The organism is Pseudomonas sp. TREG-RG-20F-10-E-6-01, assembly GCF_022662455.1.
Classification (GTDB): domain Bacteria; phylum Pseudomonadota; class Gammaproteobacteria; order Pseudomonadales; family Pseudomonadaceae; genus Aquipseudomonas.
In genome coordinates, this window is record NZ_JAKNQP010000015.1 from 22,291 (window position 1) to 48,700 (window position 26,410).

Annotated in this window: 21 protein-coding genes; 13 read left to right on the forward strand and 8 right to left on the reverse strand. The window is 62.3% G+C overall.

The genetic code is table 11. The annotated features are described in order from the left end of the window. Positions 1-27 precede the first annotated feature (27 nt). From L8K08_RS26860 to L8K08_RS26870, 3 genes are all read right to left on the reverse strand, one after another. The gene (locus L8K08_RS26860; protein ID WP_083356067.1) at positions 28-1,113 is read right to left on the reverse strand and encodes a 5-(carboxyamino)imidazole ribonucleotide synthase; all 1,086 of its coding nucleotides are present in this window, start codon (positions 1,111-1,113) and stop codon (positions 28-30) included. 12 nt (positions 1,114-1,125) lie between these two features. Beyond that, on the reverse strand, positions 1,126-1,617 hold the full coding sequence (purE, locus tag L8K08_RS26865) for a 5-(carboxyamino)imidazole ribonucleotide mutase (protein ID WP_003195648.1): 492 nt from the start codon (positions 1,615-1,617) through the stop codon (positions 1,126-1,128). A 346-nt stretch (positions 1,618-1,963) separates the two neighbouring features. After that, positions 1,964-2,887 carry a LysR substrate-binding domain-containing protein gene (locus L8K08_RS26870; protein WP_106575908.1) on the reverse strand — a complete coding sequence of 308 codons (924 nt, stop codon included), beginning with the start codon at positions 2,885-2,887 and terminating at the stop codon, positions 1,964-1,966. Positions 2,888-3,069: 182 nt separating this feature from the next. Here L8K08_RS26870 and aspA point away from each other — a divergent pair, with 182 nt between their 5' ends. The 7 genes from aspA to L8K08_RS26905 all read left to right on the forward strand — a co-directional run bounded on the left by aspA (position 3,070) and on the right by L8K08_RS26905 (position 15,590). Further along, complete coding sequence (gene aspA, locus L8K08_RS26875; RefSeq protein ID WP_025854459.1) at positions 3,070-4,494, forward strand: aspartate ammonia-lyase; 1,425 nt, start codon at positions 3,070-3,072, stop codon at positions 4,492-4,494. 393 nt (positions 4,495-4,887) lie between these two features. Beyond that, positions 4,888-6,339 (forward strand): alanine/glycine:cation symporter family protein, encoded by a 1,452-nt coding sequence (locus L8K08_RS26880; protein WP_145158252.1) that lies wholly within the window; start codon positions 4,888-4,890, stop codon positions 6,337-6,339. 86 nt (positions 6,340-6,425) lie between these two features. Beyond that, positions 6,426-7,403 (forward strand): asparaginase, encoded by a 978-nt coding sequence (locus L8K08_RS26885; protein WP_242201203.1) that lies wholly within the window; start codon positions 6,426-6,428, stop codon positions 7,401-7,403. Between the two features lie 50 nt (positions 7,404-7,453). Next, positions 7,454-8,446, forward strand: coding sequence for an AraC family transcriptional regulator (locus tag L8K08_RS26890; RefSeq protein WP_242201206.1), 993 nt, complete (start codon positions 7,454-7,456; stop codon positions 8,444-8,446). A 132-nt stretch (positions 8,447-8,578) separates the two neighbouring features. Then, a complete protein-coding gene (locus L8K08_RS26895; RefSeq protein ID WP_242201208.1) occupies positions 8,579-9,613 on the forward strand; it encodes a histone deacetylase family protein in 1,035 nt (344 codons plus the stop codon). After that, on the forward strand, positions 9,610-10,701 hold the full coding sequence (locus tag L8K08_RS26900; RefSeq protein ID WP_242201210.1) for a polyamine ABC transporter substrate-binding protein: 1,092 nt from the start codon (positions 9,610-9,612) through the stop codon (positions 10,699-10,701). Before L8K08_RS26895 ends, L8K08_RS26900 begins: the two co-directional genes overlap by 4 nt. 296 nt (positions 10,702-10,997) lie before the next feature. After that, the gene (locus tag L8K08_RS26905) at positions 10,998-15,590 is read left to right on the forward strand and encodes a DUF6543 domain-containing protein (protein WP_242201214.1); all 4,593 of its coding nucleotides are present in this window, start codon (positions 10,998-11,000) and stop codon (positions 15,588-15,590) included. Here the strand turns inward: L8K08_RS26905 and L8K08_RS26910 are convergent. Continuing rightward, a complete protein-coding gene (locus tag L8K08_RS26910; protein ID WP_242201217.1) occupies positions 15,546-17,138 on the reverse strand; it encodes a PLP-dependent aminotransferase family protein in 1,593 nt (530 codons plus the stop codon). The genes L8K08_RS26905 and L8K08_RS26910 overlap by 45 nt on opposite strands. 87 nt (positions 17,139-17,225) lie before the next feature. Here L8K08_RS26910 and L8K08_RS26915 point away from each other — a divergent pair, with 87 nt between their 5' ends. The 5 genes from L8K08_RS26915 (at position 17,226) to L8K08_RS26930 (ending at position 20,595) form a co-directional block, all read left to right on the forward strand. After that, the gene (locus L8K08_RS26915; protein WP_242201219.1) at positions 17,226-17,864 is read left to right on the forward strand and encodes an FMN-binding negative transcriptional regulator; all 639 of its coding nucleotides are present in this window, start codon (positions 17,226-17,228) and stop codon (positions 17,862-17,864) included. After that, the gene (locus L8K08_RS26920) at positions 17,861-18,307 is read left to right on the forward strand and encodes a GNAT family N-acetyltransferase (RefSeq protein WP_145158276.1); all 447 of its coding nucleotides are present in this window, start codon (positions 17,861-17,863) and stop codon (positions 18,305-18,307) included. Before L8K08_RS26915 ends, L8K08_RS26920 begins: the two co-directional genes overlap by 4 nt. A gap of 10 nt (positions 18,308-18,317) precedes the next feature. Continuing rightward, on the forward strand, positions 18,318-18,989 hold the full coding sequence (locus tag L8K08_RS26925) for a GNAT family protein (RefSeq protein ID WP_242201220.1): 672 nt from the start codon (positions 18,318-18,320) through the stop codon (positions 18,987-18,989). A 53-nt stretch (positions 18,990-19,042) separates the two neighbouring features. After that, on the forward strand, positions 19,043-19,171 hold the full coding sequence (locus L8K08_RS30310; RefSeq protein WP_277933756.1) for a hypothetical protein: 129 nt from the start codon (positions 19,043-19,045) through the stop codon (positions 19,169-19,171). A gap of 110 nt (positions 19,172-19,281) precedes the next feature. After that, positions 19,282-20,595: an autotransporter outer membrane beta-barrel domain-containing protein gene (locus tag L8K08_RS26930; RefSeq protein WP_242201222.1), complete on the forward strand. Its 1,314-nt coding sequence runs from the start codon at positions 19,282-19,284 to the stop codon at positions 20,593-20,595. A gap of 79 nt (positions 20,596-20,674) precedes the next feature. Here the strand turns inward: L8K08_RS26930 and oadA are convergent, their stop codons facing one another. Further along, on the reverse strand, positions 20,675-22,483 hold the full coding sequence (gene oadA, locus L8K08_RS26935) for a sodium-extruding oxaloacetate decarboxylase subunit alpha (protein ID WP_145158285.1): 1,809 nt from the start codon (positions 22,481-22,483) through the stop codon (positions 20,675-20,677). Between the two features lie 11 nt (positions 22,484-22,494). Beyond that, positions 22,495-23,910 (reverse strand): acetyl-CoA carboxylase biotin carboxylase subunit, encoded by a 1,416-nt coding sequence (locus tag L8K08_RS26940; protein ID WP_003213442.1) that lies wholly within the window; start codon positions 23,908-23,910, stop codon positions 22,495-22,497. A gap of 195 nt (positions 23,911-24,105) precedes the next feature. Between L8K08_RS26940 and L8K08_RS26945 the strand changes: the two genes are divergently transcribed. Then, on the forward strand, positions 24,106-25,080 hold the full coding sequence (locus L8K08_RS26945) for a LysR family transcriptional regulator (protein WP_145158288.1): 975 nt from the start codon (positions 24,106-24,108) through the stop codon (positions 25,078-25,080). Here the strand turns inward: L8K08_RS26945 and L8K08_RS26950 are convergent. Together L8K08_RS26950 and hexR are read right to left on the reverse strand one after the other, a co-directional pair. Further along, entirely contained in the window at positions 25,010-25,204 is a 195-nt protein-coding gene (locus L8K08_RS26950) for a hypothetical protein (RefSeq protein WP_145158291.1), read from the reverse strand. The genes L8K08_RS26945 and L8K08_RS26950 overlap by 71 nt on opposite strands. 221 nt (positions 25,205-25,425) lie before the next feature. Then, positions 25,426-26,292: a transcriptional regulator HexR gene (gene hexR, locus L8K08_RS26955; protein ID WP_010168370.1), complete on the reverse strand. Its 867-nt coding sequence runs from the start codon at positions 26,290-26,292 to the stop codon at positions 25,426-25,428. Between the last annotated feature and the right edge of the window lie 118 nt (positions 26,293-26,410).

Genomic DNA, 26,410 nt, shown 5'->3' on the forward strand with positions numbered 1-26,410 from the left:
GACCAATGGTTCCCGCCGATCCTCAGGTTATTGCTCGGCGATCAGCGCTTCGACCTTGAGGATCTGGGCTTGCAGCGTCGCACGGTCCTTGCAGCGCAGGTTGGCGTGGCCGACCTTGCGTCCGGCCTTGAAGGCCTTGCCGTAGTGGTGCAGATGGCAATCATCGATCGCGATCACGCGCTCAACCGGCGGCACAACGCCGATGAAGTTGAGCATGGCGCTTTCGCCGACCTTGGCCGTGGAGCCCAGCGGCAAGCCCGCCACCGCCCGCAGGTGGTTTTCGAACTGGCTGCACTCGGCGCCTTCGGTGGTCCAGTGCCCGGAGTTGTGCACACGCGGCGCGATTTCGTTGGCCTTGAGGCCACCGTCGACTTCAAAGAACTCGAACGCCATCACACCGACATAATCCAGCTGCTTGAGCACACGGCTGGAATAGTCTTCGGCCAGGGCCTGCAACGGGTGATCGGTGCTGGCCACGGACAGCTTGAGGATGCCGCTGTCGTGGGTGTTGTGCACCAACGGGTAGAAGCGGGTTTCGCCATCACGGGCACGCACGGCGATCAGCGAGACTTCGCCGGTGAAGGGCACGAAGCCTTCCAGCAGGCAGGCGACGCTGCCCAGCTCGGCGAAGGTGCCAACCACATCGGCGGCGGTACGCAGCACTTTCTGGCCCTTGCCGTCATAACCCAGGGTGCGGGTTTTCAGCACAGCCGGCAGGCCGATGCTGGCAACGGCAGCGTCCAGGTCTGCCTGGGACTGGATGTCGGCGAAGGCCGGCGTCGGAATGCCCAAGTCCTTGAACATGCTCTTTTCGAACCAGCGGTCGCGAGCGATGCGCAAGGCTTCGGCGCTCGGGTACACCGGCACGAACTGCGACAGGAAGGCCACGGTTTCAGCCGGGACGCTTTCGAATTCGAAGGTCACCAGGTCGACTTCATCGGCCAGTTGGCGCAGGTGATCCGGGTCGCTGTAGTCAGCCCGCAGGTGTTCACCGAGGGCCGCCGCGCAAGCGTCCGGCGCCGGGTCCAGGAAAGCGAAGTTCATCCCCAGCGGGGTTCCCGCCAAGGCCAGCATGCGGCCCAGTTGGCCGCCACCGATTACACCGATTTTCATCAATCAATAACCTCAGGCGATGCGTGGGTCTGGATTGTCCAGCACGCTGTCTGTCTGCTCAGCACGGAATTTTTTCAGCACCGCATGAAACTGCGGGTGCTTGGCGCCCAGGATGCTGGCAGACAGCAAAGCGGCGTTGATCGCGCCGGCCTTGCCGATCGCCAGGGTGGCCACCGGGATACCGGCGGGCATCTGCACGATGGACAACAGCGAATCCACGCCCGAGAGCATCGACGACTGCACCGGCACACCGAGCACCGGCAGGTGGGTCTTGGCCGCACACATGCCTGGCAGGTGCGCCGCACCGCCGGCACCGGCGATGATCACCTCGATGCCACGGGATTCTGCTTCATCGGCATACTGGAACAGCAAATCCGGGGTGCGGTGGGCAGAGACCACTTTCACTTCATACGGAATGCCGAGTTTTTCCAGCATATCGGCGGTGTGGCTAAGGGTGGACCAATCGGACTTGGAGCCCATGATCACGCCAACCAATGCACTCATCGTCGTGCCTCTTCTCTCTGGGCGCCCGCAGGCGCGTCAAAAAACAACAAGCCACGCAGGAAATCCGGCGTGGCTTGTTGTACGAAATTTGGCCGGTTGGACCGGCCGAAGGCCGCGCAGTATACCGTAATAATCCAGATAAACAGCCCCTGGAATGACCATCTGTCCAGTGGCGCAAACCAGCGGTTTTATTGACTTTCAGGTCAGCGAAAACACTACCGATAAACCATGGAAACTGGATCAATGTGGGAGCTGGCTTGCCTGCGACAGCATCACCTGAATATGCCTGATGTACCGAGGCGTCTGCATCGCAGCGGTGCGGCGATCCGACAAGCCAGCTCCCACACTAACCGCGTTCAACTGGAGGGGACTGCGCCGCCCCACCTTCCAACTTGCGCCACAACAACCGTACGTTGGCCTTGCGCACCAACGCGCAGCGATACAAACGAATCTCCAACGGCACATGCCATTGCGGCCCGCCGCACACCACCAGTTCGCCCCGCGCCAGTTCGGCACGCACACTCAGTTGCGGCACCCAGGCAATGCCCAGCCCTTCCAGCGCCATGCTTTTGAGGCTATCGGCCATGGCGGTTTCGTAGATGGTGGTAAAGCGCAGGGAGCGCTGGCGCAGCAGCAGGTTTACCGAGCGCCCCAGGAATGCTCCGGCGCTGTAGGCCAGTAACGGCACGCTGCCCTCGCCTTCCAGGTCAAACAGCGGCTTGCCGTCGGCATCGGCGGCGCACACCGGGAGCATTTCGGTGTTGCCCAGGTGCAGCGACGGGAAGATTTCCGGGTCCATTTGCATGGCCGCGTCCGGGTCGTAGAACGCCAGCATCAAATCGCAACCGCCTTCGCGCAGCGCATGCACCGCGTCGCCGACGTTGGTGGCAACCAGCCGCGTGGCAATGTTCAGGCCTTCATTGCGCAGTTGCGCGATCCAGCGCGGGAAGAAGCCCAGCGCCAGGGAATGCGCTGCCGCCACTTGCATGACCTCGCCCTGCCCGCCTTCCAAATGATGCAAATGGCGCAGCACTTCGCCGAGCTGCTCGACCACCGTACGCGCGGTGACCAGAAACAGCTGCCCCGCCGCCGTCAGTTCGACGGGCGTGCGCGAGCGGTTGACCAGGGTCAGGCCCAGCGCGGCTTCCAGGCTGCGAATACGCCGGCTGAAGGCCGGCTGGGTGACAAAGCGCCGTTCCGCCGCCTGGGAAAAGCTGCGGGTCGCCGCCAAGGCGCTGAAGTCTTCCAGCCATTTGCTCTCAAGGTTCATCACTTCCTCCCACGGGTACGCACCATTTTGGCACACACGCCCGCCATGATAACCGGGTCACACCGACATTATGCCGTTTGTGCATAGGCCAGTGTTTAACAGCATTGGCCCAAAAACTCCCACAAGCCTAGCATTCGCAGCGTTCCGGCCAGTTCCGGGTCCATATCGAGATGATTTCCGTCATGTCCTCCGCTGCATCATTCCGCACAGAAAAAGACCTGCTTGGCGTACTCGAAGTACCTGCTCAAGCGTATTACGGCATCCAGACCCTGCGAGCGGTGAACAACTTCCGCCTCTCGGGCGTTCCGATTTCGCATTACCCGAAATTGGTGGTCGGCCTGGCAATGGTCAAGCAAGCAGCCGCTGACGCCAACCGCGAGTTGGGCCAGCTCAGCGAAGCCAAGCACGCTGCCATCAGCGAAGCCTGTGCCCGTCTGATCCGCGGCGATTTCCACGAAGAGTTCGTGGTGGACATGATTCAAGGCGGCGCCGGCACTTCAACCAACATGAATGCCAACGAAGTCATCGCCAACATCGCGTTGGAGGCCATGGGCCACAACAAGGGCGAATATCAGTACCTGCACCCTAACAACGACGTGAACATGGCGCAGTCGACCAACGACGCCTACCCGACCGCGATCCGCCTGGGTCTGCTACTGGGCCACGACGCACTGCTGGCCAGCCTCGACAGCCTGATCCAGGCGTTCGCCGCCAAAGGCGTCGAATTCAGCCACGTGCTGAAAATGGGCCGCACCCAACTGCAAGACGCCGTGCCGATGACCCTCGGCCAGGAATTCCGTGCCTTCGCCACCACCCTGGGTGAAGACCTGGCCCGCCTGAAAACCCTGGCGCCAGAGCTGTTGACCGAAGTGAACCTGGGCGGCACCGCCATCGGCACCGGCATCAACGCCGACCCGCGTTACCAGGCCCTGGCCGTACAACGCCTGGCCGTTATCAGCGGCCAGCCAGTGGTCCCGGCTGCCGACTTGATCGAAGCCACCTCTGACATGGGCGCCTTCGTGCTGTTCTCCGGCATGCTCAAGCGTACCGCGGTGAAGCTGTCGAAGATCTGCAACGACCTGCGCCTGCTGTCCAGCGGCCCACGCACCGGCATCAACGAGATCAACTTGCCGGCACGTCAGCCAGGCAGCTCGATCATGCCCGGCAAGGTCAACCCGGTTATCCCGGAAGCCGTGAACCAGGTTGCGTTCCAGGTAATCGGCAACGATTTGGCCCTGACCATGGCAGCCGAAGGCGGCCAACTGCAGTTGAACGTGATGGAGCCGCTGATCGCCTTCAAGATCTTCGACTCGATCCGCCTGCTGCAACGCGCCATGGACATGCTGCGCGAACACTGCATCGTCGGCATCACCGCCAACGAAGCGCGTTGCCGCGAACTGGTGGAGCACTCCATCGGCCTGGTGACCGCGCTGAACCCGTACATCGGCTATGAAAACGCCACCCGCATTGCGCGTATCGCCCTTGAAAGCGGCCGCGGCGTGCTGGAACTGGTGCGCGAAGAAGGCTTGCTCGACGATGCCATGCTCGACGACATCCTGCGCCCCGAAAACATGATTGCCCCACGTCTGGTCCCGCTGAAGGCCTGACGGTTGTTGCACTGCTCACCAGGTTGAGGGACTAGACACCTCTCACCTTTTGAGGGCCTGAAGGCTCGTTCTTCAGGCCCTTTTTTTTGCCTCAAGGTTGTGAAATGACGCCCATAAAAAATCCAATATCGCCCTGCAAACCCTCCTTGCCTGCAACAGCTTGGCTGAAACCTTTAATCGCCCCGTGCAGACGGATCACGCTCTCCTAGGTATAGTGCCGCCCCTCTTCGCGTCAGAGATCGTCGGTAACGAGGTCCTGGACAGCGCGAAACCGCATGAATAACAACACCCGCAAAAGGATTGGGGTCGATGCGTCGTGCACTGCCTGGTGCCGAGCGATGCGTCGCACCGTCCTGCGTTTTTGCCATTAGAAAAATCAGCGAGGAACACTCCATGCTCGAAGTCATCAACGACTTCCTCTCAGGGAAAGTACTGATCGTGCTCATTGTCGGGCTCGGCGGCTATTTCACGATTCGCTCGCGTTTCGTTCAGTTGCGCCACTTTTTCCACATGTTCTCGGTGTTCAAAGACAGCCTGAAGAGCAGCTCCGGCCAGCTCAGCTCGTTCCAGGCGCTGATGCTCAGCCTGGCCGGCCGTGTGGGTGCCGGTAACATCGCAGGCGTCGGTATCGCCGTGACGCTGGGCGGCCCCGGTGCCGTGTTCTGGATGTGGGTCACCGCGCTGGTGGGCATGTCCTCGAGCTTTATCGAATGCTCCCTCGGCCAGCTGTACAAGCGCACCGACGCTGAAGGCACCTACCGTGGCGGCCCGGCCTACTACATTCAGCACGGCCTGCAGAAGCGCTGGCTGGGTATGGTCATGGCGTTCCTGTTGCTGGTGACCTTCGGTTTCGCCTTCAACGGCCTGCAAGCCCACGCTGTGACCCACTCGCTGAACAACGCGTTCGGCCTGGACACCACCTACACAGGCCTGGCGCTGGCGGTATTGCTGGGCCTGGTGTTCATTGGCGGGATCAAGCGTATCGCCTCGATCGCCGACCTGCTGGTGCCGGTCAAGACGCTGGTCTACATCGCCGTGACCCTGTACGTGATCGTGCTGCAATTCGACCACGTGCCGGCCATGCTCGCGACCATCGTCAAGAGCGCCTTCGGCCTCGACCAGGCCTTCGGTGGCCTGGTGGGCAGCGCGATCATCATGGGTGTGAAGCGCGGCGTGTTCGCCAACGAAGCCGGTTTGGGCAGTGCGCCTAACGTGGCGGCAGTGGCCTCGGTAGAACACCCGATCGCCCAAGGTGTGGTGCAAGCGTTCAGCGTGTTCCTGGACACCTTCGTGATCTGCACCTGCACCGCGTTGCTGATCCTGCTCTCCGGTTTCTACACCCCGGGCTTTGAAGGCGACGGCATTGCCCTGACCCAGAACTCCCTGGCGGCGGTCGTCGGCGACTGGGGCCGGATGTTCATTTCGGTGGCCCTGGCGTTGTTCGTGTTCACCTCGATCATGTACAACTACTACCTCGGCGAGAGCAACCTGCGCTTCATCGTGGGCGACAACCGCAAAGTGCTGATGGGCTACCGCGCGCTGGTGCTGGTGCTGATTTTCTGGGGTTCCATCGAGAACCTCGGCACCGTGTTCGCCTTCGCCGACATCACCATGACCCTGCTGGCGTTCGTCAACCTGTTCGCCCTGGCGTTCCTGTTCAAGATCGCCATGCGCATCCTGAACGACTACGACGGCCAGCGCGCGGCAGGCATCAAGACGCCGGTGTTCGACTCCAGCCAGTTCCCTGACCTGGACCTGGACCGCAAGGCCTGGCCTGCGAACCCGGTGAAGCCTGAGCCTGGCGCTCAAGCCTCGGCTGAACTGAACGCTCAAGCGCCACGCTGAGCGCAGCAAGCCTAGATAGATGACACGCCGCCCGGCCTTGGGCATGCTCTGGGCCCGGCGGCGTTTTTCGTTCAGGAGAAGTCTCGATGACCACAGCTAACACCATCATGGTGCTCTACACCGGCGGCACCATCGGCATGCAAGCCAGCGCCAACGGCCTGGCCCCGGCATCCGGTTTTGAAGCGCGCATGCGCGAACAGCTTGCCACCCTGCCACTGCCTGCCTGGCGCTTCCGGGAAATGGCGCCCCTGATCGACAGCGCCAACATGACCCCGGCCTATTGGCAGCGCCTGCGCGTCGCGGTGATTGAAGCCGTGGACGAGGGCTGCGACGCAGTACTGATCCTGCACGGCACCGACACCCTGGCTTACAGCGCGGCGGCCATGAGCTTCCAGTTGCTCGGCCTGCCGGCGCCGGTGGTGTTCACCGGTTCCATGCTGCCCGCCGGCGTGCCCGACAGCGACGCCTGGGAAAACGTCAGTGGCGCCCTGCACGCGTTGGGCGAAGGCTTGTCGCCGGGCGTTCAGCTGTATTTCCATGGCGCGCTGATGGCGCCGACCCGTTGCGCGAAAATCCGTAGTTTCGGTCGTCACCCGTTTGCTGCCCTGCAACGCAACGGGGGTGTCGCCCAGGCCGAAATGATCCCGGCCGCCCTGCATTACCGTCAGCCCAAAGCGTTGGCCAACGTCGGCGTGCTGCCGCTGGTGCCGGGTATCGCCGCCGGGCAGCTGGATGCGCTGATCGACAGCGGCATTCAGGCGCTGGTGCTCGAATGCTTCGGCAGCGGCACCGGGCCGAGTGACAACCCAGCCTTCCTCGCCAGCCTCAAGCGTGCGCAGGACCTGGGTGTGGTCGTCGTCGCAATCACCCAATGCCATGAGGGCGGCGTGGAACTGGACGTGTACGAAGCTGGCAGCCGTCTGCGCGGCGTGGGCGTGCTTTCCGGTGGCGGCATGACCCGCGAAGCGGTGTTCGGCAAGCTCAACGCCTTGCTCGGCGCCGGCCTCGAAATCAGCGAGGTCCGCCGCCTGGTAGAACTGGACCTGTGCGGCGAACTGAGCTGACCGGCATGTAACTTGCTCCCCTTCCAGCCATCCCCTGGCTGGAAGTTCCCATGCTGCACTCCCACCTCACCACCCTCAATGCCGTCTCTTTGGTGCTCAACACCTTCAAGGCCGAAGGTTTGCCGTTTGAGGCGCTGCTGGCCGGCAGTGGTATCTGCGCGGCGGACCTGAGCCGCTCCGACACGCGCATCACCACCAATCAGGAGATGCGTGTGTGTGCCAATGCCGTGGCCCTGCGCCAGGATGTCGGTCTGGAGCTGGGGCGCCAAATGCATGTTTCAGCCTACGGCATGCTCGGTTACGCCCTGCTCACCAGTGCCACCTTCGGTGACGCTTTGCGCCTGGCCCTGCGTTATCCAGCGCTGTTGGGAACACTTTTCGAGCTGAGCCTTGAAGAGGATGGCGATCGCATCTGGTTCACCGCCAGCGACTACCGCGAAAACCCTGCGCTGGAAATGTTCAATGTCGAACTGTGCCTGGCCTCGCTCAAGGTGATCTGCGACGACCTGCTCGGCCAGCCCCTGCCGCTGCTCGCCGCACGCTTTGAACATGACGCCCCGGACTACCGCACGCGTTACGCCGAGCGCTTCCCTTGCCCGTTGCAGTTTCAGGCCACCGCCAACGCCTTTGCCTTCGACAAGCACTGGCTCGAACGGCCGCTGCCGCTGGCTGACGCAATTACCCACCAGGCCATGGCCGAGCGCTGCCGCAAACAGAACCTGGAGTTCACCGGGCGCCAGGCCTGGCTGGGCAGGATTCGCCAGCTGCTCACCGCCCAACTCAACGCAGCACCTGGCCTGGAAGGCCTGGCCGAGCAGATGAACTGTTCGGCGCGCACCCTGCGTCGGCATCTGCACGACTTGGGCTGCAGCTATCAGGAACTGCTCGACGAGCTGCGCTTTGAGCGCGCCAAGCAACTGCTGGCCGAAGACCAATGGCCGATCTATCGGATTGCCGAGGCGTTGGGCTTCAGCGAAACCGCGAGTTTCAGGCATGCGTTTGTCCGCTGGAGCGGCGTGGCGCCGAGCCAATTTCGACCGTGACGCCCCATTGAGGGGCGAATTTCGGACAGACAATTTGGCCATATTCATCCCCTTTTGGCCGCTCCTGCCATTCTCATAAACCGCGTCCGCCGCAAGACTGCATCCACCGATACAGCCTGCGGAGAACAACAAATGCTGACGATCTACTCGGACGATCACCACCTGCACCACGGCCGTTGCGAACTGATGGACGGGCAACTGATGCCGTGCTTTGAGATGCCCTCGCGTGCCGACCACGTGCTGCAACGGGTCAAGGACCGTGAACTGGGGCCGGTCAACGCGCCACAGGACTTTGGCCTGGCACCGCTGCAACGCATTCACAGCCGTGACTACCTGGATTTCTTCAAAGGTGCCTGGGAGCGCTGGACCGAATTTGGCCAGGACGGCGACCTGCTGCCCTACACCTGGCCCGCCCGCACCTTGCGCCGCGTGTTGCCCACCAGCCTGCACGGGCAGCTCGGTTACTACAGCTTCGACGGCGGCGCGCCGATTACCGCCGGCACCTGGCAAGCGGCCTACAGCGCGGCGCAAGCCGCCCTCACCGCCCAGGCCGCCATCCAACAGGGCGCCCATAGCGCCTTCGCCCTGTGCCGCCCGCCGGGGCACCACGCCGCCAGCGACTTGATGGGCGGTTATTGCTACCTCAATAACGCCGCCATCGCCGCCCAGGCCTTTCTCGATCAGGGCCACAAAAAAGTCGCGATTCTCGATGTGGATTACCACCACGGCAACGGCACCCAGTCGATTTTCTATGAGCGCAGCGATGTGCTGTTCACCTCGATCCACGGCCATCCAGAAGCGGAGTTTCCGTTTTTTCTGGGTTATGCCGATGAGCTGGGCGACGGCGCGGGTGAAGGTTTCAACTTCAACTATCCACTGCCCGCCGGCTCCGGCTGGGACGCCTGGAGCGCCGCGCTGGAGCAGGCCTGCCAGGAAATTACGCGCTACGGCGCCGACATCATCGTCGTGTCCCTGGGTGTCGACACCTTCAAGGACGATCCGATCTCGCAGTTCAAGCTCGACAGCCCGGATTACCTGGCCATGGGCGCGCGTATCGCCCGGCTGGGCAAACCCACGCTGTTCGTGATGGAAGGCGGTTATGCGGTGGAAGAAATCGGCATCAACGCCGTCAACGTTCTCGAAGGTTTTGAAGGGGCAGCCCAATGAACATGCTCAAGTCACTCGTGCTCTGCGCCGCCGTTATCAGTGGCGCGGCGCATGCCGAAGAGAAAACCCTGCGGGTCTACAACTGGTTCGACTACATCACGCCCAAAGCGCTGGATGACTTCAAGGCACAGCACTCCGACGTCAAGCTGGTGTACGACATTTTCGACACCAACGAGGCGCTGGAAGCCAAGCTGCTGACCGGCAACTCCGGCTATGACGTGGTGGTGCCGTCCAACGTGTTTCTGGCCAAACAGATCGAAGCCGGCGTATTCCAGCCGCTGGACCGCAGCCAGCTGCCGAACTGGAACCACCTCGATCCCAAGCTGATGAAGCTGATCGAAGCCAACGACCCGGGCAATAAATTCGCCGTGCCCTATATGTACGGCACCATCCTCATCGGCTTCAACCCGGCCAAGGTCAAGGCCGCGCTGGGTGACAACGCACCACTGGACAGCTGGGACCTGATCTTCAAGGAAGAAAACATCAGCAAGCTCAAGCAGTGCGGCGTCGCGCTGCTGGACTCGCCTTCGGAGATTCTGCCGCTGGCCCTGCAACACCTGGGCCTTGACCCCAACAGCAGCAACCCCAAGGACTATGAAAAAGCCGAAGCGCTGCTGATGAAAATCCGCCCCTACATCACGTACTTTCACTCCTCCAAGTACATGGCCGATATCGCCAACGGTGATATCTGTGTGGCCGTTGGCTATTCCGGCAGCTTCTCCCAGGCCGCCAACCGCGCCAAAGAGGCGAAGAACGGCGTGACCGTGGACATGCGCCTGCCCAAGGAAGGTGCGCCGATCTGGTTCGACATGCTCGCCATCCCCAAAGGCGCCAAGAACCCGCAGGACGCCTACACCTTTATCAACTACCTGCTGCAACCGCAGGTGATCGCGCCGATCAGCGATTTTGTCGGCTACCCCAACCCCAACAAAGACGCGACCGAGCAGGTGGACCCGTCGATTCGCAACAACCCCAACCTGTACCCGACCGAGGCGGCCATGGCCACGCTCTACACCTTGAAACCACTGGGGCGCGACGCCGAGCGCGCTCGCACGCGGGCCTGGACCAAGATCAAGTCGGGCACCTGACACCCCACCGCCAACGGACAGTCAGTGACCCTGAGACTGACTGTCCGCCACCCAGCGGCTCACAAAAGAACCTGCCACCCGAGCAGCGCTGCAAACCTGCCTGGTCGCTGGGCCCGTCGGCCACCGGCAACGCACACTCACCGCCGCCGCTAACTAAGTAATGCCCGCCCCCTCCTCATCGCGCCGAACGTGAGCGCGATTGTCGCCGCAAGATCAGCCAGGAACCGTTACAGCCAGGGTCTGCGCGCTGAGGCCCACGGGCGACCTCGCGTATTTCTCAAGGCCAAGGAGTGCCCATGAAAGACCTCGTTCCAACCGAAAACAGCGGATTACTAGCGCAGCTGGCCACCGGCCCGTCCCTGCGTGAAGTGGCTTGCACCACCTTGCGTGCGGCGCTGCGCGAGCTGTATCCGGAGCTGGATATCAACCCGGACCTGGCCATCGTCAACGCCCCGCAATGGCTCGAACTGGGCGGCGACATCATCCCCGCCAAGCCGGCAACGGACACCCTCACCGGCGCCCTGACACGCAGTGCAATCTCCCGCGTGCCCGTGACTTACCTTGATCGCGAACACTACCTGGCGTACCCCTCAGGCAATGGCCCTGACGTGCACCTGCCCGTCAGGATCGACGCGATAGGCCGACTGATCAATGAGCTGGCGCCGCTGCTGTTCGTGGCCTTCCAGGAGCAACAGATAGATTTCTGGAACCAGAGCGCAGGCACCACCGGCCCACGCTGGCAGCTATTTGCCCAGTCGCTGCGCGATGTGTGGAACGTGCAGGAGGTTCATGGCTGGAACGCCGACGACTGCGCCGTGGCACGGGCGGTGTTCCACTGTCCCGAGTTCATCAAGCGCCAGCCCCACGACCCGTACGCGACACGCGCCTACCTGGTGGACATCGATGCGCAGGACGCCAGCGGCGCCCAGCACATCAGCGTTACGGCCATGGCCGTACTGATCGCGCATCACGGTGAACAGACCATCATCCTCAGCTACTCGATCGATACCGGCTATGCAAAATTTGCCAGCCTGGAGGCCTTCGGCCAGGCACTGCTGCCCTATATCGCCGACTTGCCCGGCAAAACCCTGAACTGGCGCTTGCTGGAACCGGACGGCAACTTTTTCGAACACCAGGCCTGCAGCCTGATCAGCTTGCAAATCGAAGCAATGGGCGATCTCGACCTGGCCGATGCGGCCCCCAAATCGCTGTTGCCCGCCCGCGCTATCGGCATGCAAGGGGCCGAGCTGGCGCGTCTCGATCAGTCGCGTATTGGCACCACGCGACGGGCATTGCCGGCCTGGCTGCTGCAGGCCTCGGAAACCGATCAATCAGCCTACGGGCGCTACATGATGGACCTGGCCGCGCTGAGCCTTCAAAGCGACGGCAAGACCTTCATGGACGAACTGCCAACCCTCACCGACTTCACCCGCACGGCCTTGCGCACAGCGCTCATCAAGGACCATCCGCAGGCCTCATCACTGGATCTGGACCGCGTGACAATAACGGTCACCAGCCAAGTCGTGTGGGGGACCGTCGCGCTGCCTGGCCAGACGCAAACCCTGACCTTGAGCCTGGTCGAGCTGGCCTTGCAAAACCTCGTCGCGCTGCCGCTGGGCAACAAGACTGTGAGTTACCAGGACGGCAGCCCGACACCCGCGTGGATGACCGCAGACTACCTGGAGCAACTGGTCACCCAGGCAGACATCGGCAAGCACTACCCCCAGCGGGTCAAGACACTGCTGCTGGCCAATCCCGAGCAAGCCTTGCGGCGCCAACAGCTGTACGCCGGACAACTGAGCCTGCAACTGCCCTTGCTGGCGCTGCAGTACAAGATTCGAGGCCTGTTCGACGTTGACGAACAGGGTTATCGCTACGTGCACGCGGTCATGGCCAGCAGCGCGCAACACCGCCGAGTGGATGGCGTCACCGTGGTAATCCGGCCGCTGGCACTGCGCCCCCGGTGGCGCGTGAGCGGCGCCACCGACAGCGTCGATAACATGTTTCTCATTGGGCCACAGGACCCTGCGAGTGGCCCTTGCCTGTTGTATCGACCATTGTCCAACGAACCCTTGGTGCAGTTTCCCTCACAGGCCAACCTGCTTTACGCCATCAAGCAGGACACGCCGTTACGCCAGTCGGTACTGGCCTGGTTGCCCGACGCTGTGCGCCAGGATTACGCCCAGTTTGTCTTCCCCGGAAGCGTGCCTTCACCCTGGGTCCTGCCGACGCTGCTCAGCGAGCCGGTGAGTTCGATGGTGATGAGCGGCCCGATTGAGTTCGGCACCCAGGCGCTGGGCGCGGACTGCCTCGCGGTGCTGTACAACGCCAACGCCCGCGCCCTGGTGACACTGGCCGACCGTCAATCGGTGTCCAATGCCGAGGCTCGCTGGGAAAGCTTCAAGCATGCAGGCTGGATTGTTCTGAATGCGGCGCTGCCGTTCATGGGCCGCACAGCGGGCGCCGCAGCCTGGATCTGGCAACTCATGGATGACCTGCAGCAGGTTATCGAGGCCCGGCAAAGCGGCGATCAAACGGCGGGCGTGAGTGCTGCCGTGGACTTTTTTCTGACCCTGGGCATGGCCCTGGCGCTGCACATCAGCCTGCAGCGCGCGCCGGCGCGTGCGCCTGAAAAACGCCCGCCGCCGGCAGCGTCGTTACCGGCCAAACCGTCGATCATCCAGCACCCCACGCTCGACACCGCGCACCTGCCGACTGACCATGACATCAACCTCCACACCCGCGGCGCCCTCACGCGTAACCGCAGCAGCCTGGACGCGACACTGGACAGTTTCAGCCTGGCCAAACCCGCAGGGCTGGGCGACATAATCACCCAGCCCGGCCCTCATCTGCACCTCTACCCCAAGGGCCAGGCGTGGTACGTCCCGGTGGCGCAGCGCTGGTTCGAAGTGACGCTCGATGAAAACGACACCGTACTGATCATCGACCCCAAAGACCCGAACCGCGAAGGCCCGGCCTTGATTGGCAACCGTCTCGGCCAATGGTTTGTCGACACCCGGTTGCGCCTGCGCGGCGGCGGAATGCGCAGCCGGCGACAGAAAGGCCAGCGCCTGAGGCCGCCGAAAATCCGCGAACTGCGTGAGCAACTGGCAGCCTTCGACACACAGGTCGAACAACGGCGCCAGGACATGATGGGTTTGCAGCAGGCCATCGATCACGCGCCACCGGCCGATCGCGCAGAGGCCCGCACCACCTACCTGACGCACGTCAGCAGGCGCCTGGAAGAATTGGACGTACCGATTGCCCAGCTCAAATCGCTGAACATCCTCGACACCGTGCCGACGTATCAGGAAGCCATGCTCAGCTACCTGCAAGACCAGATGATCCTGGCGCGAAGTGCCACCGCCGAACAGATGATCCGCTTTCGAGACGGCCTGCACACCGTGTCTGAATACCTGGACAACGAGGACTTGCCAGACACTCCGATGGCCCTGGAAGACTGCCGTGCCGTCGACGCGTCGACCCAGGCCATGGTCGAGCGCATCAGTTACCTGCAATCACGGTTCAAGGAGGCCCGCGCCCTGGGGGTCAAAGGCGTGGAACTGTTGCTGCGCCACGAACAGGTGCTGCCCAAGATAACGCTGGATGACCTCAAGGCGTTCCGGATCACCCTGTCACGCTTCCTCTGCGTGAATGAAGCCGCCTCGGCCAGCAAAGACACTGCCCGTTCGGTGATCGCCCAGATGGTCGACCGGGCGGAACTGGCGGTACAGAGCCTGTGCGAAGCCTTGCAGCCAGACAATCTGGCCACGCTGGATGAACAGATCGAGGTCCTCGACAGCCTGGTAGACCAGTTCACTGGCCTGGATCAAAGCCTGGCCGATTTGCCGGCCGATTTTCCACTGGACGTGCATCGCCCGGCCCTGGAGACCTTGCAGCAGCTCACCGAAGAATTTGCCCAACGGGCGGTCAAGCAAATGACCACGCTGCTGCGCGAGCGCAAGGCCCTGGAGTCGGCGATTGCCGGCCCCTCCGCGCCTGTACCCAGACCGCAGAAAAAGGTGATCAAGACCCGCTTCCAGGGCATCGTGGTCGGCGAAGAACGCCCGCCACAACGGGGAGAACCGACCCCGCTGGTGGAGGTCAAGCAAGCACTGACCGGCAAGGTGATTGCTCTGTTTCATAAAAAGGACGGGGTATGGGTTGAGCGTGAGCGTACGGGGGCGCGGCCCACTGCGCGGGCGCAGTCGCGAAACGTGGCCGCCGGTATCGCCAGTGCTCAGGCGCTGCTCGACGATGTCGAACAGTTCATCACGCGCACCCAGCGCCTGGCCGGCGAGGCAAGACGCCTGCCCGTGGAGATTGAAGAGCGTTTCCACCGCCGCGCCGCGCAGCTGGCCCAGGCTGGCGAGGACATTGAGGAGGCATTGACCGCCAGCAATATGACCGAAAGCGGCTCACCGTCGGCCGCCTTGATCAACCGCAGCCTCGATGCCGCGATCAAACGCCTCTACGCCGAGGGCCTGCGCACCCGGCTCGACATGCTCAAGCAGCGCCCACCGACGGCCGCGCATGTCGAACTGCTGTACCGTGAAAACGAGATCATCATCAAACCGCTGCCAGGCCCACGCAGCAAGCTTTCCGGCCGCCACAAGGGCTATTTGAAGGAGTACGAAATCCTCGACGCCAAACACTCGAATGCGCTGTGGTACGCCCACTTTCACTACAAGGACCTGGTCAGTCCCGAGGAGGCCTACACCGCCGCGCACCTCAAGACCCAATCGCAGCGGCGTCTGGGCGGCAAGTATGAAGCGCCGGCCAAGGCCGATGACCGCGACAATATCGCGGTGTACCGCAGTGAGATCGGGCCGTTGCTGGCGCGATCACTGTTCTTCAAGACTGCCGCCTTGCCGGTGCCCCGGCGCTGAAGGTGGCGGCTGACAACCCCAGGCGCGGTACAACCGTCCAAGCGCCTGCGCGATGCTCGCCGGCGGCACGGCGGCAAACCCCAAGACCAACCCGGCGCGCTGGTCGGGAGGTGTGCTGGAGTCCGGCAGCCAATAGGCGCTCAAGCCATTGACCTCGACCCCCACGGCGTGGGCCTGCGCCACCAGTTGCTGTTCGCGGGCGAGGCTGTCCACTCGCACCGTGAGGTGCAAGCCTGCCGCGACAGTGGGCAGGCTGCTCACGCCCGGCAGCTCACCGGGCCAGCCGCTCAACAGCGCGTCACGCCGGCTCAGCGCAGCGCGTCGCATACGCCGGATATGCCGCTGAAAGTGCCCCGCCGCCATGAACTCCGCCATCACCGCCTGGGTACTGACCTCCGAGTGGCGCATGTCGACCGCACGGCGCCGCGCAAACGCATCCACCAGGGCCGGCGGCAACACCAGGTAACCCAGACGCAACGCGGGAAACGCCACTTTGCCGAATGTGCCCACGTACAGCACCCGCCCCTTGCGATCCAGCGCGGCCAAGGGCGACAAGGGTGCGCCGCTGTAACGGTACTCGCCGTCGTAGTCATCCTCGATGATCCAACCGCCCGTGCGCTCGGCCCAGGCCAGCAGTTCAAGGCGGCGGGCCAGGCTCATGACCACGCCCAACGGGTACTGGTGGGAGGGGGTGACATACGCCACGCGACAATCGCTCAGGGTATTGAGCACCTGGCAGTCAATGCCCTCGCCGTCCACGGGTACGCCGTGCAGGCGCCCACCGGCCAGGGCAAACGCGTGACCGGCGGCGCGGTAGCCCGGATTTTCTACCGCCACGCCATCGCCCGGCTCTACCAGCAACTGTGCACAAAGGCTGATTGCCTGTTGCGCGCCGCAGGTGATCACAATTTGCTCAGCCGCACATTGCATGCCCCTGGAACTGCGCAAATAAGCGGCAATCAGACCACGCAGGCGCGCGTCACCCGCCGGGTCGCCGTAGCACAGCTGCTCAAGGTCCGGTTTGCGCCAAAAAGCCCCATTCAGCTTGGCCCAGACCTCAAACGGAAACAGATCAAAGGCAGGCACACCCACGCGAAATGCCCGTGGCGGCCCCGACGGAGGCTGGGACAGATGGTTGGTTTTTACCCGCGCCAGGCTGGTGCTGTGGATAACTTCATGGTCCAGATCTTCCGGCAAATCCGCGCATTTTGTGGATAAGGCTGGGGATAAGCCTGTTGAAAACCCTGTGGATACTTTTGTGGATAGTTTTTTCGGCGTGGGCAACTGGGCAACGTAGGTGCCGTCGCCAACGCGGCTCTCGATAAATCCCTCTGCATACAGCTGGTCATAGGCGCGCACCACACTGTTGCGGGAAATCGACAACGCCGCCGCCAGATCACGGGTGGCGGGCAACCGCGTGCCGCTGACCAGCCGCCCGTCCAACACGCGCTGGCGCAGGGCGTCATACAGCTGGCGCGTCAAACCCAAGCGGCGATCCAGCTCAATCCCAGCGGGGTTGAATGACAGCGGCGGTGTGATAGGCGACATATTGGACCTATGAAATTGGTGCCAGTTGGCTCTTACAACAGACCAATAGCCTGCCTAGGATGCAGGCATTCGCCAAGGATTATTTCCATGTACACACCCCGCGCCTTTGCCCTCGACGATTTGCCCGAACTGCAGCAACTGATCCAGCACACTCGCCTGGCGCAGTTGGTGACCTTTGGCGAGCAGGGCCTGCAGGCCAGCCACCTGCCGCTGCTGCTCAACCCCGATCAAGGCCCGAACGGTACGCTTTACGGGCACATGGCCAAGGCCAACCCCCAATGGCGCGACCTGCAAAATGGCAGCGAAGCCCTGGTGATCTTTGCCGGCGCCGACGCCTACATCAGCCCGGCGTTTTACCCGGCCAAGGCCGAGCACGGCAAAGTGGTGCCCACCTGGAATTACATCGCCGTGCATGCGTACGGCAAAGCCGAGGTATTTGCCGATGCCGAGCGCTTGCTGGCGGTGGTCACGGCGCTGACCGACCGCCACGAAGGCAACCGCGCCCAGCCCTGGAGCGTCAGCGATGCCCCCGCCGACTACATTGACGGCATGCTCAAGACCATCGTCGGCTTCGCCCTGCCCATCGAGCGCCTGATCGGCAAACGCAAACTCAGCCAGAACCGCAGCCAGGCCGATATCAACGGCGTGCGCGAGGGCTTGGCCGCCAGCATTGATGTGCGCGATCAGACGCTCGCGCGCTTTATCCCTCAAGGAGGCACAGAATGAGCCAGATCGATATCCGCCCCGTCACCGCCGCCGACCATGCCGCCTGGCTACCGCTGTGGCAGGCGTACTTGAGGTTCTACGAAACCCAATTGCCCGACGCCGTCAGCCAAAGCACCTGGCAGCGCTTGATCGATGCCAGTGAGCCGACCCATTCCGCCCTGGCCTGGCAGGACGGCAAGGCGGTGGGCATGGTCAACTTCATCTACCACCGCTCCAACTGGAGCATTGAAAATTCCTGCTACCTGCAGGACCTGCTGGTGGAGCCGGCCCAACGCGGCAGCGGCGTGGGTCGCAAGCTGATCGAGTTTGTCTATGCCACCGCCAAGGCTGACGGTTGCTGCAAGGTCCACTGGTTGACCCACGAGACCAACGCCACCGCGATTCAACTCTACGAACGCATTGCCGAACGTCCTGGCTTTATCCAATTTCGCAAAGGTCTTTAAGGAGCCCCGCATGCCTATCTCACCCGCCGACTGGAAAGGCGTTCCCGCGCCCACCGTTCAAGTGCTCGAAGGGCGTTTTATCCGCCTGGAAAAACTCGACCCCGCGCGCCATGGCAATGGCCTGTTTCGGGCCCTTGAAGGCCCGGGCGCCGATCCGAAGCTCTGGGACTACTTGCCTTATGGCCCCTTCCCCGAGCGCGCCGCGTTTGATGCCTGGCTCAACAACCATGCCCAGCACAGCGACCCGTATTTCTTCAGCGTGATCGATCGCCAGAGCGGCGAGGTGCAAGGCATCCTCAGCCTGATGTCCATCGTCCCGGCCCAGGGCCGCATCGAAATCGGCCACGTGACCTTCGGCGCGTCGATGCAACGCTCGCCCAAAAGCACCGAGGCGGTGTACCTGCTGGCCAATCACGCTTTCGAGCAGGGCTACCGTCGCCTGGAATGGAAGTGCAACAACGGCAATGCCCGTTCCAAATACGCGGCGCAGCGCTTGGGCTTCAGCTTTGAAGGCGTGTTCCGCCAGCACATGGTGGTCAAGGGACAGAACCGCGATACGGCGTGGTATTCGATCCTGGATTCGGAATGGCCAACCCTTGGAGCGGGGTTTGAAGCGTGGCTGTCCGAGGCGAACCAGCATGGTTCTGGCCAACTGAAAACACTGGCCGAGTGCCGGGCCTGATTCTCAGCCACAACACAAAACCACTGTGGGAGCGAGCTTGCTCGCTCCCACAGTTGATCTGCAGCGGGCCCGCCGCTGTCATCTCCCCGGCGCGCCACAGCCTGGGCCTGGGCTACACCGGCGAGCTGGGCAGCAACAGCCGCAATCACGCGTTGGTCGGCCAATGGCAGATGAGTTTTTAATCGCTCAGCACTAAAGACAACTCCCGCGAATCAGGGGTCGGTAGCCTGACAGTTATCGCCCCGTCATCTCGCTAAATTCCCGGCCTCTTATTCCATGAGGCTGGATTTACATGTCACTTGCACAAAAACAGTTCGCTAAAGCCCTTACCCTCATGCTGGTGGTCACTGCTGCTCCGTTTGCACAAGCGCAGAGGGACATGGAGCACGACAGCGACTGGCTTAACGAGATCTCTCTGGGCGACCTGCCCGCCGTGCACGACCGCGCGCCTCCCGCGCCTGGCGATGAGTTCTACTTCGTCGAGCATGCCACCACCCATAACGGTAAACAGGCGGCGATCATGCTCGATTACGCCATTGATCAACTGTTGGAGTCTGGCGCGCTGGGCAAGCGGGAACAGGATGCACTTGAGCACCTGGGCAGTTACCTGGGCAGCCTGGCGCCAGGCAACGTCGGCGCGGTGCTTGAGCAATTGGCGGGCAGCCAGCATGCCAACCTGGGCACCGCCACCCAAGACAGCCTGAAACAGCTGAACGCCAACCTGCTGTCGGCGATCCGCGAGCTGAGCGGCCAGACACGCGAAGGCGCTCGGGTGTGGCTCAACGGCCTGGGCAACAGCGGCAAGCTCGACGACCAGCGCGGCAGCGCCGGTTTACAACAGCGCACACAAGGCCTGATGGTCGGCGCCGACTGGTCGGTGAACCCCGCCTGGCGCGTCGGCGTCATGGGGGCCAAGTCAGGCAGCAACCTGAACGCCAAACGTTTCAAGGCCGAACTGGAAAGCTGGCACCTGGGCGTCTATGCCTTGCGCCAGGACGGCCCGCTGGCACTGCGCCTGGGGGCGATTTACAGCCACCACGACGGGCGAAATAAACGCAGCGTCGACGTCGATTTCCTCAACTTGCGCGACCAACTCAAGGGCAAGTACAGCGCTCAGAGCCAGAACGCATTCGTCGAGTTGGGTTATCAGCTGGGCGGTGCCGCAATCAGCATCGAACCCTTTGCCGGTCTCGGTTGGCAGCGCTATCACCGCGACAGCTTCACGGAAAAAGGTGGCGTGACAGCCCTGAACGTCGGCGCACAAACCCAACAGAACCTGGGCAGCACCTTCGGCCTGCGCCTGTCGAGCCTGTATGCCCTGGGCAATCAGATGAGCCTCACGCCCCACTTGAGTACACGCTGGCAGCACCTCTATGGCGACGTCAGCAGCACGGTTCGCCAATCTTCGGCATGGGATAAACGCGATGATTTCGACAGCGGCTTCACCCTCAAAGGCACCGCCCTGGATCGCAACAGCCTGGGCCTGCGCGCCGGTCTCGACCTTGCACTGTCGGCCCAACACACGTTGGGCCTGACCTACACCGCTGACGTTGGCAGCAACAGCCGCAATCAGGGGTTGATGGGCCAATGGGCCATGGGCTTTTGACCCACGCTTTATTTCAGGCGAAAAAAAAGGGGGGCACCTGCCCCCCCGAGGATTAAGCGGTCGTCTTGAAGGCTGTTATTCAGCCTTCGATTTCAATCAGGATTTCGCCAGGGTTGACCCGGTCGCCCTTGGCCACATGAACGGCAGAAACTTTGCCGGCAATCGCGGCCTGCACTTCGGTTTCCATCTTCATGGCTTCGGTAATCAGCACGGCCTGGCCAGCCTTGACCACGTCGCCTTCCTTGACCAGCACGTCGACGATATTGCCCGGCATTGCCGTGCTGACATGGCCCGGCTCGGTCGCGTGCTTGCGCTTGCTGCCGCCGCTGCTGACGAACTCGTTGAGCGGTTCGAACACCACTTCTTCGGGCATGCCGTCGATGGACAGGTAGAAGTGGCGCTTGCCTTCGGCCTTGACGCCAACCCCGGTGATGTCGACGCGGTAGCTTTCACCGTGCACGTCGATCACGAACTCGGTCGGCACGCCTTCGCCACCGGCGCGCGCTACGCCGCCGGCCTCAGGAATCGGCAACAGCACTTCCGGGCTCAAGGTGCCGGCGTCACGCTCCTCAAGGAACTTGCGCCCGATGTCCGGGAACATCGCATAGGTCAGCACGTCTTCTTCGGACTTGGCCAACGTGCCGATTTCGCCGCGCAGCTTGGTCATTTCCGGCTTGAGCAGGTCAGCCGGGCGGTGGTCGATCACCTCTTCGCTGCCGATGGCCTGGCGGCGCAGTTTTTCATTCACCGTGCCCGGCGCCTTGCCGTAGCCGCCTTGCAGGTAGAGCTTCACTTCATTGGTGATGGTTTTGTAGCGCTCGCCGGCCAGCACGTTGAAGAACGCCTGGGTGCCGACGATCTGCGAGGTCGGGGTAACCAGCGGCGGGAAACCGAGGTCTTCACGCACGCGCGGGATTTCGGCCAGCACTTCGCTCATGCGGTTCAGCGCGCCCTGCTCTTTCAACTGGTTGGCCAGGTTGGAAATCATCCCGCCCGGCACCTGGTTGACTTGCACGCGGGTGTCGACGGCGGTGAATTCGCTTTCGAACTGGTGGTATTTCTTACGCACGGCGTAGAAATACAGACCGATTTCCTGCAGCAGCTCCAGGTCGAGGCCGGTGTCGAATTCGCTGCCTTTGAGGGCGGCAACCATCGACTCGGTACCTGGGTGGCTGGTGCCCCAGGCGAAGCTGGAGATGGCGGTGTCGATGTGGTCGGCACCGTTTTCGATGGCCTTGAGTTGGCACATCGCGGCCAAACCCGCCGTGTCGTGAGAGTGGATAAAGATCGGCAGGCTCTGCTCGGCTTTGAGCGCCTTGACCAACTCGCCCGTGGCGTACGGCGTCAGCAGGCCGGCCATGTCTTTGATGGCGACCGAGTCGCAGCCCATGGCTTCCATTTGCTTGGCCTGGGCCACAAACGCGTCGATGGTGTGCACCGGGCTGGTGGTGTAGGCGATGGTGCCTTGGGCATGCTTGCCGGCGGCTTTCACCGCTTCGATGGCCACGCGCAGGTTACGCACGTCGTTCATGGCGTCGAAGATGCGGAACACGTCGATGCCATTCACGGCCGCCTTGGCGACGAAGGCTTTGACCACGTCGTCGCTGTAGTGGCGGTAGCCCAGCAGGTTCTGGCCGCGCAACAGCATTTGCAGGCGCGTGTTGGGCAATGCGGCGCGCAGTTTGCGCAGGCGCTCCCACGGGTCTTCTTTGAGGAAACGTACACAGGCGTCGAAGGTCGCGCCGCCCCAGACTTCCAGCGACCAGTAGCCGACTTTGTCGAGCTTGTCGCAGATCGGCAGCATGTCGTCAGTGCGCATACGAGTCGCCAGCAACGATTGGTGGGCGTCGCGCAGGATGGTGTCGGTTACGAAGATCTTTTTAGTCATTGGAATATTCCTCACAGGCCTGCGTGGGCGGCGATGGCGGCGGCGATGGCCAGGGCCAGCTCTTCGGGTTTGCGCTTGATCGAGTAGTTGGTCAGCTCAGGATGGCTTTCCACAAAACTGGTGTTGAACTGGCCGCTGCGGAATTCCGGGTTACGCAGGATTTCCTGGTAATAAGCGGCGGTGGTCTTCACGCCTTGCAGGCGCATGTCGTCCAGGGCACGCAGGCCGCGGTCCATGGCTTCTTCCCAGGTCAACGCCCACACCACCAGCTTCAGGCACATGGAGTCGTAGAACGGCGGGATGGTGTAGCCGGTGTAGATCGCCGTGTCGGTACGCACGCCGGGGCCGCCGGGCGCGTAGTAACGGGTGATCTTGCCGAAGCTGGGCAGGAAGTTGTTTTTCGGGTCTTCGGCGTTGATGCGGAACTGCAACGCGAAACCACGGTGCTGGATGTCTTCCTGTTTTACCGACAGCGGCAGGCCCGAGGCGATGCGGATCTGCTCACGCACGATGTCGATGCCGGTGATTTCCTCGGTGATGGTGTGTTCCACCTGCACGCGGGTGTTCATCTCCATGAAGTACACCTCGCCCTCGGCGAGCAGGAACTCCACGGTGCCGGCGTTCTCGTAACCCACGGCCTTGGCGGCACGCACCGACAGGTCGCCGATGTAGGCGCGCTGTTCAGGGGTCAGCTGCGGGCTGGGGGCGATTTCGATGAGCTTCTGGTTGCGGCGTTGGATCGAGCAATCACGCTCGAACAGGTGCACCACGTTGCCAAAGCTGTCACCGAGGATCTGCGCTTCAATGTGCTTGGGATTGACGATGCATTTTTCCAGGAACACTTCCGCCGAACCGAAGGCCTTGGTGGCTTCGGAAATGACGCGAGGGAAGGCTTGTTCAAGTTCTTCGCGGCTGTTGCAACGACGAATACCACGCCCGCCGCCACCGGAGGTGGCCTTGAGCATCACCGGGTAACCAATGCGGTCGCCTTCGGTGAGGGCTTCGGCGATGTCGGCAACGTTGCCTTCGGTGCCTGGGGTAACCGGCACACCGGCCTTGATCATGCTGCGGCGCGCTTCGGTCTTGTCGCCCATGCGGCGAATCACTTCAGCGGACGGGCCGATGAATTTGATCCCGCGTTCGGCGCAGATGTCTGCCAGTTCGGCGTTTTCCGACAGGAAACCGTAGCCGGGGTGCAGCGCATCACAGCCGGTTTCCACGGCCAGGTTCACCAGCTTGCGCGGGTTCAGGTAGCCGGCCAGAGGTTCGGCACCAATGCTGTGGGCTTCGTCGGCACGTTTGACGTGCAACGCGTGGCGGTCGGCGTCCGAGTACACCGCGACCGAGCGAATGCCCATCTCGGCGCAGGCACGCACGATTCGTACGGCAATCTCACCACGGTTGGCGATCAGGATCTTTTTTATCACTTGGAAATTCCCTTGAGCCGTTTGCTGCGTCTTCGACCGGTTGGCTCCGAGTCGGCGCGTGACCAAATGTTTCATGACAGTCGCGAGACACACACTAGGCGCAACGGAGGATTAACAAAAATCAATAATTATTGGGTTGTGTATAAGTAAACACTTATAGTTGGCCGAACGGCCTGGGGCGAGAGGACTCAAATAATGCGTAAGTCATTGATGCGTATGACATTACGCCAGTTGCAGATTTTCAACGAAGTCTGTGATTTGCGCTCCTACAGCCGTGCCGCCGAGGAAATGTCCCTCACACAACCGGCCGTAAGCCTACAAATTCGTCAGCTGGAAGAGCTGATCGGCCAGCCGTTGTTCGATTACGTCGGCAAAAAGCTCTACATGACCGAGGCCGCCGAAGCCTTGCAACGCGCCAGCCGGGATATTTTCGGGCGCCTGGAAAACCTCGATATGCAGCTGTCGGACATGCAGGGCTCGCTGCAGGGCCAGCTGAAGCTGGCGATCGAATCCAGTGCCAAATACTTCGTGCCGCACCTGTTTGCCGCCTTCAAGCGCCAGCACCCCGAGGTGCAGTTGCACCTGACAGTCGTCAATCGTGCCCAGGTGATTCGAAGGCTTTCAGACAACCGTGATGACTTGGTGATCATGTCCATGGTGCCGCAGGACATGGGCCTGGAATTTCTGCCGTTCCTGAACAACCCGATTGTCGCCGTGGCGCCGCTCGACCACCCCTTGAGCCTTCAAGGTCCGCTGCGCCTGCAGGACCTGGAACCTTACACGCTGCTGGTGCGCGAGCCGGGTTCCGGCACGCGATTGGCCTGCGAGGAGTACTTCAAGGAAAAGCGCGTGCATTTCACCCAAACAGTGGAAGTGGCCTCGGCCGAGGCGCAGCGTGAATGCGTGAGCGCGGGGTTGGGCGTGGCGCTGCTGACGCGCCACGCGATCAACCTGGAACTGGCCACCGGCGGGCTCAAGGAGCTGCCGGTGGAAGAACTGCCGCTGTACCGCAGTTGGTGCCTGGTGCAGGCCAAGGCCAAGCGCCTGTCACCGGTGGCCCATGCGTTCCTGGGCTTTATCCGCAGCGAGCGGGTGCAGATCAGCGCGTTGGCTGAGCGTTTCGCTGGGCAGCCGCGGGTGCCTGCCAGTGGAGTTCAGGGTAGTCCGTGATGCTCTGGAGCAATTGGCGCTCTTCGCAACGGTCTTCGATTGCGCGACGAAACGCCATGCGGCGCTGGTCTTCTTGCTGACGACGGGTTTTGACGGTGCTGCTGTCTTCGTATTGCCGGGCCATGTTGAGTCTCCCAATGCGAGTACGGGGAGTTCAGGATGGGCGCGGCGGATGACGGTTTGGCGGCGTGGGGGTTACAGGACGATGAATATTCCGAAATTGAAGGAGATTCCCTGTGGGAGCTGGCGTGCCTGCGATGCAGGCACTGCGGTTTTTCAGTTAAACCGAGATGACGCTATCGCAGGCAAGCCAGCTCCCACATTTGGACCGGGTGCGATCCTGAATCAGTCGTCGAGGGCTTTGACCGATTTTGGCGAGAGACGCAGGCTGCGCAAGCTGCGCTTCACGCTCTTGAGGTGGTTGACCAGGCTCGGGCCGCGCGCCATGGCCACGCCCATCGCCAGCACGTCGATCACCACCAGGTGGGCGATGCGCGAGGTCAGCGGGGTATAGATTTCGGTGTCTTCGTGCACGTCGATCGCCAGGTTGACCGTCGACAGCTCTGCCAATGGCGTCTGGCTTGGGCACAGCGTGATCAGCGTCGCGCCGCTTTCACGCACCAGGTTGGCGGTGATCAGCAAGTCTTTGGAGCGACCGGACTGGGAGATGCAGATCGCCACATCCGTCGGCTTCAGCGTGACCGCCGACATCGCCTGCATGTGCGGATCGCTGTAAGCCGCTGCGGTGAGCAGCAGGCGGAAGAATTTGTGCTGGGCGTCCGCAGCAACGGCGCCCGACGCACCGAAGCCGTAAAATTCGACGCGCTGGGCCTGGGACATTGCGGTCACGGCCTTCTGCAACTCCACCGGGTCGAGCTTTTCTCGCACTTCCATCAGGGTGTGCAAGGTGGTGTCGAAGATTTTCAGGCTGTAGTCGGCGACGGAATCGTCTTCATGAATCGCAAATTGCCCAAAGCTCGCACCCGCCGCCAGGCTCTGGGCCAGCTTGAGTTTCAAGTCCTGAAACCCGGAGCAACCGATGGCGCGGCAAAAACGCACGATGGTCGGCTCACTGATGCCCACGCTGTGGGCCAGGTCGGCCATGGAACTGTGCATCACGGCCGCAGGGTCAAGCAGCACGTGATCGGCAACCTTGAGTTCCGATTTGCGTAACAGGTGGCGCGACTGGGCGATATGTTGCAACAGGTTCAAAGGGCAGGACTCTTGTTATTGGCAGGCGCCAGGGATGTAGCAAGCTTGTAGTTATACTACAAGAATTGCCGTTTTGCCCGTCCGATGCATCACTAAATCGCCCTGATGCCCTTTGAAT